The 17,146-nt window shown below is 65.9% G+C and carries 16 protein-coding genes and 1 tRNA gene; 13 read left to right on the top strand and 4 right to left on the bottom strand.

Annotated features, from left to right (window positions below; genetic code table 11):
- Positions 1–125: 125 nt before the first annotated feature.
- Together QX132_RS23700 and QX132_RS23695 are read left to right on the top strand one after the other, a co-directional pair.
- Positions 126–201: transfer RNA gene (locus QX132_RS23700), tRNA-Thr, on the top strand.
- Positions 202–601: 400 nt separating this feature from the next.
- A complete protein-coding gene (locus QX132_RS23695) occupies positions 602–2,005 on the top strand; it encodes a GSCFA domain-containing protein (RefSeq protein WP_316163036.1) in 1,404 nt (467 codons plus the stop codon).
- A 17-nt stretch (positions 2,006–2,022) separates the two neighbouring features.
- On the opposite strand, the gene QX132_RS23690 is transcribed toward QX132_RS23695, so the two are convergent.
- Entirely contained in the window at positions 2,023–2,601 is a 579-nt protein-coding gene (locus tag QX132_RS23690; protein WP_316163035.1) for a hypothetical protein, read from the bottom strand.
- 432 nt (positions 2,602–3,033) lie between these two features.
- Here QX132_RS23690 and QX132_RS23685 point away from each other — a divergent pair, with 432 nt between their 5' ends.
- Positions 3,034–3,450, top strand: a complete 417-nt coding sequence (locus tag QX132_RS23685; protein WP_316163034.1) for a hypothetical protein — start codon at positions 3,034–3,036, stop codon at positions 3,448–3,450.
- A gap of 79 nt (positions 3,451–3,529) precedes the next feature.
- Here the strand turns inward: QX132_RS23685 and QX132_RS23680 are convergent, their stop codons facing one another.
- Positions 3,530–4,570: a polysaccharide deacetylase family protein gene (locus QX132_RS23680; protein WP_316163033.1), complete on the bottom strand. Its 1,041-nt coding sequence runs from the start codon at positions 4,568–4,570 to the stop codon at positions 3,530–3,532.
- 321 nt (positions 4,571–4,891) lie between these two features.
- Here QX132_RS23680 and QX132_RS23675 point away from each other — a divergent pair, with 321 nt between their 5' ends.
- Together QX132_RS23675 and QX132_RS23670 are read left to right on the top strand one after the other, a co-directional pair.
- Positions 4,892–5,179, top strand: a complete 288-nt coding sequence (locus tag QX132_RS23675; protein WP_315811879.1) for a hypothetical protein — start codon at positions 4,892–4,894, stop codon at positions 5,177–5,179.
- A 115-nt stretch (positions 5,180–5,294) separates the two neighbouring features.
- Positions 5,295–5,510 carry a hypothetical protein gene (locus QX132_RS23670; RefSeq protein ID WP_315811878.1) on the top strand — a complete coding sequence of 72 codons (216 nt, stop codon included), beginning with the start codon at positions 5,295–5,297 and terminating at the stop codon, positions 5,508–5,510.
- Positions 5,511–5,584: 74 nt separating this feature from the next.
- Here the strand turns inward: QX132_RS23670 and QX132_RS23665 are convergent, their stop codons facing one another.
- Positions 5,585–6,391, bottom strand: a complete 807-nt coding sequence (locus tag QX132_RS23665; protein WP_316163032.1) for an oxidoreductase — start codon at positions 6,389–6,391, stop codon at positions 5,585–5,587.
- 105 nt (positions 6,392–6,496) lie between these two features.
- Here QX132_RS23665 and QX132_RS23660 point away from each other — a divergent pair, with 105 nt between their 5' ends.
- Both QX132_RS23660 and QX132_RS23655 read left to right on the top strand, forming a co-directional pair.
- Positions 6,497–7,087, top strand: a complete 591-nt coding sequence (locus QX132_RS23660) for a TetR/AcrR family transcriptional regulator (protein WP_316163031.1) — start codon at positions 6,497–6,499, stop codon at positions 7,085–7,087.
- A gap of 136 nt (positions 7,088–7,223) precedes the next feature.
- The gene (locus tag QX132_RS23655) at positions 7,224–8,225 is read left to right on the top strand and encodes an NADP-dependent oxidoreductase (protein ID WP_316163030.1); all 1,002 of its coding nucleotides are present in this window, start codon (positions 7,224–7,226) and stop codon (positions 8,223–8,225) included.
- A gap of 75 nt (positions 8,226–8,300) precedes the next feature.
- On the opposite strand, the gene QX132_RS23650 is transcribed toward QX132_RS23655, so the two are convergent.
- Positions 8,301–9,983 carry an MFS transporter gene (locus QX132_RS23650; RefSeq protein WP_316163029.1) on the bottom strand — a complete coding sequence of 561 codons (1,683 nt, stop codon included), beginning with the start codon at positions 9,981–9,983 and terminating at the stop codon, positions 8,301–8,303.
- A gap of 166 nt (positions 9,984–10,149) precedes the next feature.
- On the opposite strand from QX132_RS23650, the gene QX132_RS23645 reads away from it, so the two are divergent.
- The 6 genes from QX132_RS23645 (at position 10,150) to QX132_RS23620 (ending at position 17,078) form a co-directional block, all read left to right on the top strand.
- Complete coding sequence (locus QX132_RS23645; RefSeq protein WP_316163028.1) at positions 10,150–11,523, top strand: hydrolase; 1,374 nt, start codon at positions 10,150–10,152, stop codon at positions 11,521–11,523.
- 207 nt (positions 11,524–11,730) lie between these two features.
- Entirely contained in the window at positions 11,731–13,122 is a 1,392-nt protein-coding gene (locus QX132_RS23640; RefSeq protein ID WP_315740480.1) for a cytochrome P450, read from the top strand.
- Positions 13,123–13,191: 69 nt separating this feature from the next.
- On the top strand, positions 13,192–14,601 hold the full coding sequence (locus QX132_RS23635; RefSeq protein ID WP_316163027.1) for an adenylate/guanylate cyclase domain-containing protein: 1,410 nt from the start codon (positions 13,192–13,194) through the stop codon (positions 14,599–14,601).
- Between the two features lie 125 nt (positions 14,602–14,726).
- A complete protein-coding gene (locus tag QX132_RS23630) occupies positions 14,727–15,194 on the top strand; it encodes a TerB family tellurite resistance protein (protein WP_316163026.1) in 468 nt (155 codons plus the stop codon).
- A gap of 217 nt (positions 15,195–15,411) precedes the next feature.
- The gene (locus QX132_RS23625; RefSeq protein WP_316163025.1) at positions 15,412–16,191 is read left to right on the top strand and encodes an SDR family oxidoreductase; all 780 of its coding nucleotides are present in this window, start codon (positions 15,412–15,414) and stop codon (positions 16,189–16,191) included.
- An 80-nt stretch (positions 16,192–16,271) separates the two neighbouring features.
- A complete protein-coding gene (locus tag QX132_RS23620) occupies positions 16,272–17,078 on the top strand; it encodes a glutamine amidotransferase (RefSeq protein ID WP_315811871.1) in 807 nt (268 codons plus the stop codon).
- The last annotated feature ends 68 nt before the right edge of the window (positions 17,079–17,146 follow it).

The following is a 17,146-nucleotide window of genomic DNA, read 5'->3' as shown; positions in this document are numbered from 1 at the left end:
GGGTCACACCGGTTCGTTTCCGCGCCGCGGCGGCGCGCGTTGTCCTTGCCAACGGGCCGTTCGCCCGATATCAGGAACGCGATCGCGTCGTCCGTCCCCGTGCCGGGCGCTCGCCGCTATGGTTCGCCGCAATAGCTCAGCTGGTAGAGCACGTCATTCGTAATGACGGGGTCGGGGGTTCGAGTCCCTCTTGCGGCACCAGCCTCTCCTTCCGTCCCCATCTCTCCTTTCCTGACCCGCCCGCTCGTTTCCTGACCCGTCCGCTCGCCGCGCTGCATTTGCCGGTTAAGAATTGCTTAACCCAAATCGCGCCATCGTTCGGCGCGAGCGGCGGGATGAATGCCCGCACTGGCGGCTGGCGGCGATCCGGACGAGCGCGTCCGAGGCGTTCGAATCCCGCCGGTGCCGGTTGCGCTCGGGCGTACGCCAGCGGCCAAGCCGGTGGCGATCAGTATCCAGAGGTCATGGTGGGACGTCTCTCGCGAGGGCATGGCACCTGTGCGCGTGACGATTCGACCGGCACTGGCGATGCACCGGCTGCTGGCAGCGGCGCCGGATCAACGGCCGAAGACGCAACGCGAGACAAAGGCGAACCCGCGACATGAGCACGACTGCCCTCGACAACCACACCCAGTTTCAATCCATCGTCGGCCAGATCCGGACGCTCGCCTACAAATATATCGAGGACAAGGACTTCGTCAGCGCCCAGCTCGCGTTCCAGAAGCTGCTCGAGCTCGACCCCAAGGACATCAACGCGCGCTTCATCTATGCGCAGCTGATCGACGACGGCTCGCACAAGAAGCGCGCCGAGGCGCGCGACATGATGCTGGCGATCCTCGACGAGCATCCGGAGATTTTCGACGAGCCGAGCGAGGGCAACCTGCACCTGATCCGCAGTGCGGCCGTGCGCTGCAGCCATGTCGGGCCGTTCACGCGCTCGATGGAGCTGTTCCGCAAGCTCGCCCGCGCCTCCAACCAGGCGGCCGATTATTTCTCGCTCAGCGAGATCCTGACCCAGGGCAACGAGTTCGAGGAAGCGGTCGCCGCGCTGGAGAAGGCGATCAAGCTCAACCCGGCCTATGACAACCCGATCAACCGCGAGACGCTGGAGCTCGCGCGGTCGAACGCCAAGAAGGGCAAGGCCAAGGAAGCCAAGGGCCGCGCCAAGGTCGGACGCTATCCGGAGACCAAGGACTTCCTTGGCGACCTGCAGACGCTGATCACCAACCACATCGCGGTGAACCTCGCCGCCGCGCCGAAATTCCTCGACAAGAGCACGCGCTTCTTCACCATGGGCTCGTGCTTCGCGCGCAACCTCTCCAAGAGCCTCACCGACAGTGGCTATGCCAGCCACCACATGGAGATCTCGGAGTACATCAACACGACCTTCGCCAACCGCGTGTTCGTCGACTGGCTGCGCGACGCCAAGATCGATCCGGAGATCCGCGAGCGCATCGTCGAGCTGCTGCCGCCGGGATCGAGCAAGGAGAACACGCTGGCCGTCATCAAGCAGGCCGATGTCTTCATCCTGACGCTCGGCGTCGCCGCGGCGTTCTTCGACCGCGAGACCGGCGCCTTCGTGCTGCCGCGGCCGACCGCGCTGAACTCGCGGGCGCTGGCGGAGAAGTACAAGTTCCGCACCGCCAGCGTGCAGGAGAACGTCGACAACGTGCTCTATCTGATCGAGTTCATCCGCAGCATCCGGCCAGGCATCAAGGTGATCGTCACCGTGTCGCCGGTGCCGCTGCTGACCTCGTTCGAATATGAATCGGTGGTGCAGGCCGACTGCCTGTCGAAGAGCACGATGCGGCTGGTCGCGCACGAGGTCGTCAACAATTCGAACCTCGAGGACATCTGGTACTGGCCGTCGTTCGAGGTGTTCCGCTGGGCCGGGTCGAATGCGTCGAGCTTCTTCGCCGCCGACGACGGCGCCGCCTGGCACGTCTCGGAGGACAAGGTGTCCGCGGCGGTGCGCGCCTTCGTGCAGACCTTCTCGCCGGCCTGAGCGCGCGAACGGCGGCCTCAGGGCAGCCGCTTCTTCCAGAGTCGGATGACCAGGATGCCGGCCTGGGCATAGCCCGGCGGCGAACTCTCAGGTCCGAACGGCGTCTTCGAATACAGCGAGCTCGAGACCAGGAAGCCGCCGACATAGGGCTCAGGCAGGCCCGACAGCGCCAGGAAGCAGCGGTGGGTGAGCAGGCCGTCCTCCGGCAGATTGCCGCGCACCAGCCGGCAATCGCCGATGCCGGTGAACGCGATGCCGTTGAGCTGGCCCTCGGTGTAGGTGCCGAGCAGGGTCGGATCCATCGCCTGGCCGATGCAGACCCGCATCTCGCCGATGCTCTTGTCGCCGGTGTCGGTCATGCGGCCGTCAGCCGGCCGGACCCCGACGGAACGGATCGAGAGCTGATCCTCCAGCGCCGGTGCGAAGCCGGTCTTGGTCGGCGCGCAGAAATCCGACGGCACGACGCGGCCCTGGCGCACGCTCCGCGCGATATAGATCTCCTCGACGCTGTTGTCGCCGGACTGCGCCCGGCCCTGCCCGCTGGCGGCCAGCAACGTCACGGCCGCCATGAACATCGCAACGATCACCCGGCCCATGCGCGCATCCTTCCTCCGAATCGATCGCCCTGACTATCGGATTCGGCGAATCTTCTGAACCAGCACCAACGAACAGGACATATACATACAATCATACCTCAATCTTGAGATCGCCCTGGCCCCCATGAAGCACTCGCGTCGTGACGGTCATTTGGTCGCAACAGTCAGGTAAGCAGGACTGCCGCGGGCGCCGCCGCGCAAATGCTGCAGTCGGTCGCTTGTCCGGATGGGCTCGTCCCGAGCTCCCGCGTCCTGAACGGAAGTCGCCGCGGCGGCGAAAAGGGTTCGAGAAAAATGGTGCGCCGGTCCGCAATGACATGTGCCGAGATCCCGGCTCCATTCGCGCTTGCAGGGCCGAGCGTGACCGCAGTCACATCGGACGGTCGCGCCGGCGTCTAAACCTCCTCTCAGTCAACGAGGGGAGCCTTCACGATGCGCAAGATAATCCTGATCGGAGCCATGATGCTCGCGTCCGCCGCGGCCGCACAGGCCGAGGGAACGCGCAGCCTGTCGATGACGTCGAGCGATGCCGCCGCTCCGGCACCGCGCCCGACCTACGTCCAGCAGGCCGGCGAGGTCACCGTCACGCCGGCGCCGGTGCCAGCAGCCGCGGTCCAGGTCCAGCCGATTGCGCAACCGGTTGCGCCTGCGGCTCCCGCGGCTCCGGTCGCCGCAACGACGCCACCACAGCCCGCCGTCGCCGCTGCGACGCCGGCGCCCGAGCCGACCCGCTCGGTGCAGAAATCATCGCGGCGGTCGAAATCGGCGCGCTCCGACCGGACGCGCCGCAAGAGCTGGACTGAAGCCCGGATCGTCCGCGAGCTGCATCGCCACGGCATCTATTGGTGAGCGGCCGGCGACAGGCGACAAACGAAGAAGGCCGGGCGAATGCCCGGCCTTTCGCGCGAGGAGACCCTGCAGCGGAGCATCACTGCGAGATGGTCTGGATCACGCTCGAGATCGGCCGCGCATTGGTCATTGTCGTCGGCAGCTTCGGATCCTGGCCGATCATCGCGTCATATTCCGGGAGCGTGTCGAGCGTGCCCTTCGGCTTCATCGCAACCACCTTGTAGCCGCCGGCCTTGAGCCGCCGCAGCAGGGTCGGCAGCGCCAGCGCGGTGTTCTTCTGGAAGTCGTGCATCAGGATGATGCCCTTGCCCTTCTTGTCGAGCCCGGTCATCACGGTGTTGACGACCTGGTCGGCATCCTTGGAGCGGAAGTCGAAGCTGTCGACGTCGCAGGAGAACATCGCGACATTGCGGCTTCCGAGATAGGCCACGGCAGAGGGCCGGTGCTGCAGTTGCGGGAAGCGGAAGAACGGCGCCGGGTTGGTGCCGAGCGCGAACTTGACCGCGCTGAAGCCCTTCTCGAGCTCCTCCTTCGCCGTCTCGTCGGTCATCTTCTTGCCGTTCAGATTGGCATGCGACCAGGTATGAACGCCGACGACATGCCCGGCGGCCAGCACCTGGCGCAGGATCTCCGGATGATAGGTCGCATGCTTGCCGATCGTGAAGAAGATGCCGGTGGTGCATTCGTCGGCCAGCGCCTTCAGCACCGCCGGCGTGTTGACCGGCCACGGGCCGTCGTCGAAGGTCAGCACCACCTCGTGGTCGGCGAGGAAGTCGAACTGCTTGAAATGGTCGAGGCCGAAACCGGGGCCGCCGGTGGTGTCGACCATGACGGTGCGGGAGATGCCGAGCGCGTCAGGATTGGCGCAGGTCGATTTGGGCAGCGCCGGGGCGGCTGCGGCTGCGCGCGTGGAAATCGTGCCGGTAATCTCGACATCGTCCTTGGCGCCGGCCTTGGCGGCGACGCGTGCCGGAGGGGGCGGCGCCGGCTCGGACGGCCGCGCCGCTGCGCTCTGCGCGGCGGCCTTGGCGGCGCTGGGCTTCGATACGTAGTACCAGACACCGGTGATCGCCAACGCCGCGACGACGGTGGCCAGCAGCAAGCCTAACGCATTACGCATGGTTACTCTTCCCGAAAGCGCGAGACACTCGATGGCGGACGCAACGCTGTCCGCCTCCTTCAATTAGCTTCCATTAGTGCCAACGATTCCTTAACGCGGTGCCAACACGACCAGGATCGGGCAAGATTTCCAGGATGATGCCGGCGCCGAAGCGGCAGTTCGCCGGAGCGACATGTCGCCGCGGCCATCGGCCTGCCGGAACTGCCGACCAGGTTTGGATCTGGCGTGACCCGCATCACGGTTGCTAGAGAGCGATCAGGCCATGATGGGCGCATTGAAACACGCGGCTCCGCAAACATGCGGCGCCAATGGGAGCCAGCCATGACGACGTCCACCAATGTTCTGCGTAAGGCCGTTCTGACCGCCATCAGCGTCGCCGCCGTCTCGACCTTCACCTCGACTGCGAGCTTCGCCTTCAGCGCCGAAGCGCAGCAGATGTGCACCGGCGACGCCTTCCGCCTGTGCAGCAGCGAGATCCCGAACATCCCGGCGATCACCGCCTGCATGATCAAGAACCGCTCGTCGCTCAGCTCCGGCTGCCGCGCCGTGCTCGACAAGGAGGTCTCCCGGCGCAGCGGCAAGGTCGCCGAGGTCAACGACGCCAATTGAGGAACCGCTCTTGGCTCCCCTGCGCGCCCCGGCTGCGACCGTGGCGCTTGCGACGGCCGGTTGTGACCACTAAAAGCGCCGCCAACCTTTCAATGCCGGGAGCGAGGCGCCAGTCATGAACAAAATCCTAACGATCATTCCTCTGGTCCTGATGGCGTCGGCGGCCTCAGCCCAGCAGCAGCCCGGCCAGGATGCCTGCGCGCGCGACGTCTCGCGGCATTGCCGCGCCGTGATGAACAACGGCGATCAGGCGGTGCTGGCCTGTCTCAAGGAGCATCGGGCCAAGCTGTCGAAGGCTTGCGAGAAGGTGCTGACCGAGCACGGGCAGTAAGGTCCGTCCCGCAGCACGGACAGCAATTTTCGCGAACTGGTGCGGCCCGCCCGAAGGCGGTCGGAAGCGTCTGACTACGCGAGGCGGAACTGCTTGCGCAGGGTCTTGTCGAATAGTCCGGCGGTTGCGAACCGGCGCAGCAGACTGACCATGCGCGCCGCATTGCCTGCGGTGTAGCGCCGGCGCGGGACCTGATCGCTCGCCGCCTTGATGATCACCTTCACGACGACATCCGGCAGGTCGGCCTTGGGCATGACATCCCGCAGCAGCGCCGCGACAGCCATGCGCGCCTGATCGTATTCGGCCTTCTGCTGGTCGGGCTCCATGCCGTTCTGATCGAAAACGGTGCGGACATAGGCCGGTTCGATGACGGAAACGCGGACATTGAAGGCCCGGACCTCGTGGTCGAGCGATTCCGAATAGCCCTCGATCGCATGCTTGGCGGCCGAGTAATGCGCCGAGTACGGCGCCGGGATGACCCCGAGGATGGAGCCGATGTTGAGAATGCGGCCGCCGCCCTGGCGTTTCATCACCGGCAGCACCGCATTCGTCATCCGCATCACGCCGAAGACATTGACGTCGAAGAGCGCCTGCGATTGCGGGATCGAGGATTCCTCTGCGCCGCCGAACATGCCGATGCCGGCGTTGTTGACGAGGAGATCGATCTTCCCCACCCGCGAGACGACGTCTGCGATCAGCGCGGAAACCGACGCCTCGTCGGTTACGTCGCAGGCCAGCATCGTGACGCCCTGGGGGCCGTCATTGGCGATCTTCCGGCTTGTTCCGAACACCGTGAAACCCGCGCGGGCTAGACCTTCGGCGGCAGCGTAGCCGATGCCGGAGGATGCCCCGGTCACGATTGCAGTTCTTACGGCGGCCATGTGTTTTCCTCGCGTAATCTCGGACTTCGCGTCAGAGACGGGTTGCATTATGATCGTTTAATGATATTATGATCATAATGCAATAGAGATGCGGACGAAGGCTTCATGCGATACGAAAAGGGCCGAAAAGACACGTCGCGCCGCAGGATCATGGACGTCGCTGTCGAGCGCTTCCGCACGGATGGAATTGCGGGCTCAGGTCTGGCGACGATCATGAAGGATGCCGGCCTGACGAACGGCGCCTTCTATCCCCACTTCCCTTCGAAGGCCGATCTCGTCCGCGAGACGATCTCCGACTCCCTCGGCAGGCAGGCCGTATGGCTGCGCGAGGTGCTGGACGAAGGGGGACTCGATCGCTTGATCGACATCTATCTTTCCCCCGAACACCGGGACCATCCGGGGCAGGGCTGCGCCTCTGCGGCACTGTTACCGGAGCTTGCGCGGCAGCCGGAAGAGACGCGCGGCATGTATGCCCAACAGTCTCGCGCCCTTGTGCTGCAGCTCGCAGAAGCACTTCCGGCCCATGTCGAAGCGAGGGAAGATGTGGCATGCGCGATCTTTGCGACCCTGATCGGGACGCTCCAGCTGGCACGCGCAGTCGACAAAGAGGCGTCGAGTGGCATCCTGCGGAGCGGAAAACTCGCGATCCGCACCTTGGCTGGCCTTCGCGCGCATCAGCTTCCTAAGTCTGAATGAACCCCCGATGCGCGCGTCGTGCGCGTTCCGATGACGTCACGCGCGGCGCCATCAGCCTCGACCACACCTGAATTTGTGCAGATCGCACGGCGGAAGCCAAACCTTGCCAGGCAAGGAACACAGACCGGAGAGCCCAGTGAAAGCCTACGTCGTCGAGAAGTACAAGAAGAAGGGCCCGCTACGCCTCGTCGAACGACCCTATCCGCAGGTCCAGAGCGCTGACGTCCTCATTCGCGTTCATGCCTCGGCCGTGAACCTGATCGACTCGAAGGTCAGGGACGGCGAGTTCAAGATCTTCCTGCCCTACCGTCTGCCCTTTGTGCTCGGTCACGACGTCGCCGGGACCGTCGTCAAGGTCGGCGATGGGGTCAGCCGCTTCAGGGTCGGCGACGAGATCTATGCCCGGCCAAGAGATCACCGCATTGGCACCTTCGCGGAATTCATCGCCATCCACCAAGACGATGTCGCACTCAAGCCCCGCACACTGACGATGGAAGAGGCGTCGTCCGTGCCGCTGGTCGCGCTGACGGCGTGGCAGGCTCTGGTCGATGTCGCGAAGGTGAAGCCGGGCGAGAAGGTCTTCATTCAGGCTGGCTCCGGCGGAGTCGGTACGATCGCGATCCAGCTTGCCAAGCATCTGGGGGCGACGGTCGCGACGACGACGAGTGCGAAGAACGCCGCCCTCGTCAACAGCCTCGGCGCCGATGTCGTGATCGACTACACGACCCAGGACTTCGAAAAAGTTCTCTCGGGCTACGACGTCGTGCTGCACAGCCAGGATCCGAAGACGCTTGCGAAATCGCTGAACGTCCTGAAGCAAGGCGGCCGCCTTGTCTCGATTTCGGGGCCGCCCGATCCGCCCTTTGCCACGGCTCTCGGGCTGAACGCCGTTCTGAAGCTTGTTATCCGGCTGTTGAGCCGCAGCGTGCGCAAGAGGGCAAAGAGCCTCGGCGTTGACTATTCATTCCTGTTCATGCACGCCGATGGCCGGCAACTCGAGCAGATCGCCGGGTTGATCGATAGCGGCGCGATTCGCCCCGTCGTCGACAAGATATTCCCCTTCACCCAGACGCCCGAGGCGCTCGCCTATGTCGAGACCGGCCGTGCAAAGGGCAAGGTCGTGATCAAGGTGCAGTAGCGGGTTTCTTGATTGCAGCTGACAGCGATCCTGAAGCGGACATAGCTCGCGAAGGCTACGCTTGCCCCCGCCGTTCTAGGGCCCGCTGCGGGCCGCTGACGCAACGGCCGGTGCCTGCTCGGCGGTGCGGTCGATATCCTCCTTGGCCCGGACCGAGCCGAATGGGCGTTCCAGCATGCGGCGGATGCGCACCGGGTCGGTGCCGATGTGGAAGTCGATCGCGCGCTTGTGCAGCTCGCGCTCGGCGCGGGTCGAGCGGTTGCGCTGACGCAGATAGTCGATCCAGGTCGGGCAGTGATAGCGCTCTGTCCATAATTCGGGATCGGCGATGTCGCGGGCGATCGACCAGCCATAGGCGCCGTTGCGCTGGCGGCTGAGCTGCACGTCCTGCATCAGGTCGTGGAAGGCGCGGGCATTGTCCTCGGCGACGCGGTACTCGATCTCGACCACCAGCGGCCCCGAGCGCGGCGTCAGCTCGAGCTGCACCTCCGGATCGGCCAAGGTCTCGCCGTCCTCGTTGCGGGCGCCGATCGGCGGCATCCGCAGCCACAGGCCGAGCAGCGGCGACACCATCATCAGCGCGCCCGACACCAGCAGCGCGACCTCGACGCCGGCGGCGTCGGTGAGGCGGCCCCAGCCCCAGCTGCCGATCGCGATGCCGCCGGAGATCGCCGCCTGAAATGCCGCCAGCGCGCGGCCCGCGACCCAGCGGGGCGCCGAAAGCTGCACGCCGATGTTGAACAGCGCCACCGCCAGCATCCACACCGCGCCGGCGATGACGAGCGCCGCCGCCGTCAGCACCGGCGCGGTGCTGAGTGCGACGGCGGCAGTGGCCGCGCCCAAGGTCAGCGCGCAGGTGCGGATCGCGGCCTCACCGGACAGCCGCTTCCTGATCTCCCCGATGTTGAGGGCGCCGACCACGGCGCCCATGCCGAAGGCGCCCAGCATGATGCCATAGGTCTGCGCGCCGCCATGCAGCAGGTCGCGCGCGACCAGCGGCATCAGCGCCGAGATCGAGCCGCCGATGATGCCGGTGACCAGCGTGCGGATCAGCACGATCCGGATCGACGGCGAATGGATGATATAACGGACGCCAGAGACGATGGCGCGGTTGAGCGGCTCGCGCGGCAGCCGGCTCGGTTCGACCACGCGCCGCCACAGGAACAGCGCGGCCAGCAGCGGCAGATACAGCAGCGCATTCGCCGCAAAGGCTGCGACCGCGCCGGCAGCGGCGACCACGACGCCGCCGATGGCCGGGCCGAAGCTGCGGGCGATGTTGTAGCTGATGCCGTTCAGCGCGACTGCCGCCGGCAGCGTCTCTGGCGGCACCTGCTCGCTGACCGAGGATTGCCACGCCGGCCCCATCAGCGCCATGCCGCTGCCGATCACGAAGCACAGCGCCAGCAGCCGCTCTGGGGTCACGAGGCCGAGCCAGGCCAGCACGGTCAGGGTGGTGGCGCCGCCCAGGGCCACCGCAAGCGCAACCAGCGCGACGATGCGCCGGTCATACATGTCGGCGATGGCACCGGCCGGCATCGAGATGAACATGACCGGCAGCATTAAGGCGGTCTGCACCAGCGCCACCTTGTCGGCCGACGACGTCATCTGCGTCATCGCCCAGGCGGCGCCCACGGCCTGAATCAGCAGGCCCAGATTCGACAGCAGGCTCGCCAGCCAGATGCGACGGAACACAGCGTGCCGCAGCGGCGCGGCGATGCTCTCGGCCGCAAACAGCTCACGTTTCTGCGGCGCATTCATGCCGTTCCGTCCACGTCGTCCGTCCGCATTGAACTATCGCTTGATTCCGCCCGGACGTATGTGATGCCTGCGAATGTCCGCCGCTGTCCAGTGCTCGCTATTCAGGCTCGCATCATGGACCGCGGCCAACGAACACAAAATGAATGAGACAAAAGGGAGACCGCCGATGAAGCTGACGCGCCGCACCATTCTGCAGACCATGGGAACCCTGCCCCTGCTCACCAGCGGTCTGACCTTACCTGCACGTGCGCAAACGGCGGCGGCGACCACATCGGCAGGCGAGATTCCCCCGATCCTGTTCGTGCATGGCAATGGCGACCACGCGGCGCTCTGGCTGACGACGCTGTGGCGGATGGAATCCAACGGCGTGCCGCGAACGCGCCTTGCCGCGCTCAACTTCACCGACCCGCTGGCGCGCAATGACGACGCCGTGGCGCAGCCGGGTCGCTCGTCGACCGACGACCAGCGGCGCGAACTTGCCGAAGCGATCAAGGCGCTCAAGGAGCGCACCGGTGCAGCGCGGATCGCGCTGGTCGGCAGCTCGCGCGGCGGCAATGCGATCCGCAACGTGGTGAAGAACGGCGGCGGCGCCGATGTCAGCCATGCGGTGCTGTGCGGCACGCCCAATCATGGCGTGTTCGACTGGGAGGACAGCCCCGGCAGCGAGTTCAACGGCCGCGGCCCGTTCCTGCGCGGACTGAATGTCGGTGACAGCGAGGTGGCCGAGGGCACCGCCTTCCTCACGCTGCGCAGCGACGGCCTCGACAAATATGCGCAGGCCGATGGCCGGCTGGTCGGCAAGCCCGGCGTGCCCACCGGGATCACTGCGGAAGGGCCGGCGTTGAAGGGCGCGACCAATCTCGTGCTCGGCGCGCTGGACCATCGCGAGGTCGCGTTCCACCCGCGCGCGTTCCGCGAGATCTACAAATTCATCGCCGGCCGTGAGCCGGCGCAGATCGCGATCCAGCCCGAGCAGCAGGTGCGGATCAGCGGCCTGGTGACGGGCACGCCGGGCGGCGCGCCGACCAATCGCCCAGTGGCGGGCGCAAGCGTGGAGGTCTATCGCGTCTCGATCGAGACCGGCGCACGCAACGGCGAGCCTGTCTATCGCGGCCAGGCCGGCGCCGACGGACGCTGGGGTCCCGCGGAGGTCGATCCGACATCCTATCTCGAGATCGTGCTGACCTCGCCGGGCGCGCCGATCACGCACTTCTACCGTTCGCCGTTCCCGCGTTCGTCCGACGTCGTGCATCTGCGCGCGGCGCGGCCGCTCGGCCAGGCCGATGCCGGCGCCGGAGCGATTCTCATCATGATCAGGCCGCGCGGCTATTTCGGCCTGCCGCGCGACATCGTGCTGCTCGACGGCAAGGAACCCGGGGACGTACAGAAGGGAATACCGACCGATGCAGCGACGACATTGCGGCTGCCGGCGGGCGACGTCGGGCGCAGCGTCATCGGACTGTTCAACGAGGAACGCATCGCCGCCCGTCTTTGGCCAGCATCGGAGAGCAGGATTGCGATGATCGAGCTGACTAATTAGTTGCTGGAGTATGATGGTACATCACGGCGTGGGAGAGCGCTGAATCGCGCTCTCCCACGCATGTTGCAAGCGAGGTGACCGAATTACCTCTGGCAGGAAACCGCCGTTCCGCGGCCGGCCGGTTCGTCCTACAGCAGCCGGCGCTCGGCATGCCGCCGTGCAGCCGGTCCGCCGTCCCCCGCTCACGACAGCGTCGAGAGGCAGTGAATGAGTACCGCCGAAGTCCACTACCTGCCGCAGGCACGCCTGCCACTGGTTCCTCCAACGCCGCCGCGGGCGCCGGACAGCATGGGCGCGCTGCGCCGCGTGCTGATGATGGGCGACAACGCGATCGCGACCTGGAGCCAGCGCGCCTATGAGGACGACATCATCCGCGGCCGCTTCTTCGGCAGCTCCAGCTACATTCTCAATACGCCTGATACCATCAAGCATGTGCTGGTCGACAATTGGGAGAACTACGTCCGCACCGTCGGTGCCATCCGCGTGCTGCGTCCAGTGCTCGGCGAGGGGCTGCTGATCGCCGAAGGCAAGGCGTGGAAGCACCAGCGCCGCACCTTGGCGCCGGCTTTCACGCCGCGCGCCGTTTCCGGCCTCGTTCCGCACATGGTCGCGGTGACCGATGAGACCGTTGTCCGGCTGAGAGAGCAATGCGGTCAGCCGCTCGACCTGCGCGAGATCATGCAGCGCATGACGCTCGACATCGCCGGCCGCACGATGTTCTCGTTCGAGATGGGCCGGCACGGCGCCACCCTGCGCGATTTCGTCTACGAGTATGGCGCGCGGCTGGCCAGCCCGCATCTGCTCGACATCGTGTTGCCGCTGTCCTGGCCGACGCCGCGCGACTTCGCGCGCCGACGCTTCCGCAAGCGCTGGACCGCCTTCGTCGCCATGCTGATGGCCGAGCGGCGCGCGGCCGGCAAGCTGGAGGATGCGCCGCCGCGCGACCTGTTCGACCTGATGGGCGCGGCACGCGATCCGGAAACGGGCGCTGCGTTCACCGATGCGCAGCTCGCCGACGAGGTCGCGACCATGATCCTCGCCGGGCACGAGACGACCGCGACGGCGCTGTTCTGGGCGCTGTATCTCATCGCGCTCGACCCAGCCAATCAGGACAGGCTGGCGCAGGAGGCGCGCGCCGCGACGGATCTGAGCAATCCGGATCAGTTGCCATTCACACGCGCGGTGATCGACGAAACGCTGCGGCTTTATCCGCCCGCCTTCCTGATTGCGCGCGCCGCAAGCGGGCCGGACCGTATCGCCGAGTTCCAGGTGAAGCGCGGCGACGTCGTGCTGATCTCGCCCTGGCTGCTGCACCGGCACGAGAGGCTGTGGCAAACGCCCAACGCCTTCATACCGGATCGCTTCATGCCGGGCGCGCCGCCGCCGGAGCGCTTTGCCTATCTGCCGTTCGGAGCGGGCGCGCGGGTCTGCATCGGGGCTCATTTCGCCCTGACCGAGGCGGTGCTGGCGCTGGCACGGCTGGTGGCGGCCTTCGACATCGAAATGCTCGACGCCGCACCCGTGATGCCGGTCGGCGTGGTCACGACCCAGCCGGATCGCTCGCCGCTGTTCAAGCTCACACCCAGGGCGGGCGTCTGATCCCGGCGGCGGCCGGGCCATCGCTTCGTCTCTTGCTTGTGGGTTTGCTAGGCACCATCTTAACACGCCATGAGCGACATCCAGTCCCAGCTTTCGGTTCTGAAGCAGACCGCCGATCCGGCCGTGGCGGACGCGATCACACGGTTGATTGAGGCGGGTGAAGATCACGAACTCAACCGTATCAATGCCCTGGAGTTCTCGGCGCGCGCCGGTCTCGATGAAGAACGGGTTATTTCCGGGTTCCTGCATGCTGCACGGATCGGCTTGTTCGATCTGACCTGGAACGTGCTCTGTCCTGGCTGCAGCGGCGTGCTGGATGCGCACGCCACGCTGAAATCTCTCCGCCATGACGATTACCATTGCGGACTATGCGCTTGCGGCTACGAGCCTTCCATCGACGAGCAGGTCGAAGTTGCTTTCACCGTGAGCTCCAAGGTCAGGAGCATCGCCGCTCACGATCCGAACACGCTGCCGCTCTGGGAGTATTACAAGCAGGTCTTCTGGAGTTCGGGGATCGACCTCGACCGGGAGTCTTTTGCCTCGCTCAGCGAAGAAGTGACGCTTGATGCGCTCGAGCTGCCAGCCGGTGAGAAGGCCGTGCTCTCACTGCAGCTCCCATCCGATTTCATCATCATCTTCGAACCAGTGACGCATTCTGCGCATTTCATCGACGTTCAGGGCGAGCCCACCAGGGAGCGCCAGCAGCTCGGACTGCTATTCAACAGGGCGCATCCTCCGACCGGATCGATCACGTTGCGCCCAGGCCCGCTGCGACTGGCGCTCGACAATCAGGCCGGCGTACGGACGCTGCCGACCGTCTTCGTTGCCGGCGATGCGCTCCACCATCTCCTCGGCAAGCGCCGGCCTTTCCTGACCGCCAAGCGCATATTGTCCAACCAGACCTTTCGCGACGTGTTCAAGGCCGACAATCTCAACATCGACCAGCGGCTGAAGATCACCTCGCTCACCTTCCTGTTCACCGACCTCAAGAGCTCGACGGCGCTGTATGAGCGCGTCGGCGACCTCGCGGCCTTCGACCTGGTGCGCGCGCATTTCCGCGCGCTGCTGGAGATCATCAAGGCCGAGAAGGGCGCGGTGGTGAAAACCATCGGCGATGCCGTGATGGCGACCTTCATCCAGCCCGAGCATGCGCTGTCCGCGGGCCTGCGCATGCGCGCGGCGATGCAGCGGCTCAATGCCGAGCGCGGAACCGAGGATCTCGTGGTCAAGATCGGCATCCACGAGGGGCCGTGCCTCGCGGTGATGTTGAACGACCGCCAGGACTATTTCGGCCAGACCGTCAACATCGCGTCGCGCGTGCAGAGCCTGTCGACCGCGCAGGAGATCCATCTCACCGCGCCCGTGATCGAGAGCCCCGGCGTTGCCGACATCCTGCGGAGCGCGAAGATCGCGCCGATCCAGAAGCACGCCGCGCTGCGCGGCATCGCCGACCGCATGATGGTGTACGAAATCCCCTGAGGCTTACCGAAATGTCATGCAGTCCAAAGGTCGCAGCGGATTGCCGGCGCAGCGCGGCATTTGCATATAATGAGCATTCGCCGGCCGGTTTGCGGTCCGCTACGGATCTGACAGCGAAGGACGCCATGCTCGAAGGACTGCGCCAATTCATCGCCGACGTCGTTTCGCCGCAGCAGACCCCGGCGTTCGACGACAATGGCTATCAGCTCGCGGCGACGGCCCTGCTGATCCACGTCATCTCGCTGGACGGCGAACCGAGCCAGATCGAGCGTCGCAAGCTGCACGGCCTGATCGAGCGGCGCTTCGGGCTCGATCCCGGCAGCGCCGACCGGCTGATCGCGCAAGGCATGCTGGCGGAGGGCGACGCGGTCGATCTCTATCGCTTCACCAGCGTCATCATGCGCGAGGTCGACGAAGCCGGCCGCCTGCGCATCGTCGAGATGATGTGGGAGCTGGTCTACGCCGACGGCAAGGTCACCGAATTCGAGGACAATGTGGTCTGGCGCGCCTCGGAGCTGCTCGGCATCTCCACGCATGACCGCCTCGACCTCAAGCACCGGGTGGCGGCGCGCAAGTCCGGCGCCCCGGCTTGAACCGCGTCGCTCCGGGTGGAACCGACTTCATGCGGAGATGAACAAACTTTAATTTTGTTCCGGACACCCCCGTTCATGTAAATCCATGTGAATCCGAGGCTATTGCCGCAATCCAGCGCAAGGCCATGCATCGCGGTGTCTTGCATGTTCCCGTCCCACTATGCTCTCGTCCGCCGCAATTGGATGATGTGCGAATTGTGATCGAAGAGCAGGGATCGTGGGTGAACGTGTCACGCTCGTAACGGGTGCCTCTGCCGGAATCGGCAGCGAATTGGCGCGCGTGTTTGCCGCGAACGGGCACCGGCTCGTATTGACGGCCCGGCGCGAAGACCGGCTCGAGGCGCTGGCGCAGGAGATCGCCGCCAAGGGCGGCCCGGCGCCGCTGGTGATCCCCTGTGACCTCACCTCCCCCGACGCCGGCGCGACCATCGAGGCTGCGCTGTCGGCTGCCGGCCTGGAGCTGCAATATCTCGTCAACAACGCCGGCTTCGGCCTGTTCGGCAAGGCGGTGCAGCTCGACCGCACCGAGCAGCTCGACATGATCTCGGTGAACGTCCGCGCCCTGACCGAGCTGTCGCTGCGCTTTTCCGACCAGTTGATCCGCAACAAGGGCGGCATCCTCAATCTGGGATCGGTGGCCGGGTTCCTGCCGGGGCCTGGCATGGCGGTCTATTACGCCTCGAAGGCCTATGTGATCTCGTTCACCGAGGCGCTGCGCAAGGAGCTGGCGCCGCATAGCGTCCGGGTCACGGTGCTGTGTCCCGGTCCGGTGCCGTCGGAATTCCAGGACCGCGCCGGCTTCAAGCCGGGCGTGGATTCGGTGATCCTCAACGTCTCGCCCAAGGCCGTGGCGGAAGCCGGCTATCGCGGCCTGATGGCCGACAAGCGCGTGGTGCTGCCCGGGCTCGGCATCAAGATCGTGCCGTTCATGCTGCGCTGGTTCCCGCGCGGCTTCATCCTCGCCGCGGTCGGCCGGCTGCAGCTGAAGCGGACCTGATCGCGCTGGCCCGGCGCTTGCTTTGCAATGTGCGCTCGCTCACGCGCCGTTAACCTTTGCTTAGCTATGATCGCCAGGTGATGCTCAGGCAAGACCCTTCGCTCCATCCGAACGGGACCCAGGCGGACGTTCGGCATCTCTACTCGAAGCTGGCCCCGGCGGCTGCGCCGCAGCGGCCCGTCCTCATCATCCTGCATCAGGAAACATCGAGCCCTGGCCGCGTGGGCAACGCCCTGCGCGCCCGCGGCTATCCGCTCGACATCCGCCGGCCGCGGTTCGGTGATCCGCTGCCGGAGACGCTCGATGGGCATGCGGGTGCCGTTATTTTCGGCGGTCCGATGAGCGCGAACGATCCGGACGACTTCGTCCGCCGCGAGATCGACTGGATCGAGGTGCCGCTGCGGGAGCAGCGTCCGTTTCTCGGGATCTGCCTGGGCGCGCAGATGCTGGCGATCCAGCTCGGCGCCCCCGTTGCGCCGCATCCAGAGGGACGCGCCGAGATCGGCTATTATCCAATCCGCCCGACCCGGGCCGGGCGCAGGCTTTGCCCGCATTGGCCTGATCACGTCTATCATTGGCACCGCGAGGGCTTCGACCTGCCCGATGGCGCCGAGCTGCTCGCCGAGGGCGGCGACTTTCCGGTGCAGGCCTATCAATACCAGAACGCCACCGGGCTGCAGTTCCACCCCGACGTGACCTACGCGATGATGTGCCGCTGGACCACCCGCGGTCATGCCCGGCTGGACACCCCGGGCGCCCGTCTGCGCCACCATCATTTCGAGGGTCGCGCCGTGCATGATGCCGCCGAGCGGGCCTGGCTGGCACATTTTCTGGATGGCTGGCTGGCGCGCGAGCCGGCGGCTGCGATGGCCGAGGCGGCGGAGTAGGATCGGCGTCCTGGTCAGTCCAGTGGCTTGGAATGTTCAGACTTCAGCCCGGCTTCGCCAAGAGGCTA

The organism is Bradyrhizobium sp. SZCCHNRI20481, assembly GCF_032485055.1.
Taxonomy (GTDB): Bacteria; Pseudomonadota; Alphaproteobacteria; order Rhizobiales; family Xanthobacteraceae; genus Bradyrhizobium.
This window is presented reverse-complemented; position numbering and strand designations above follow the sequence as displayed.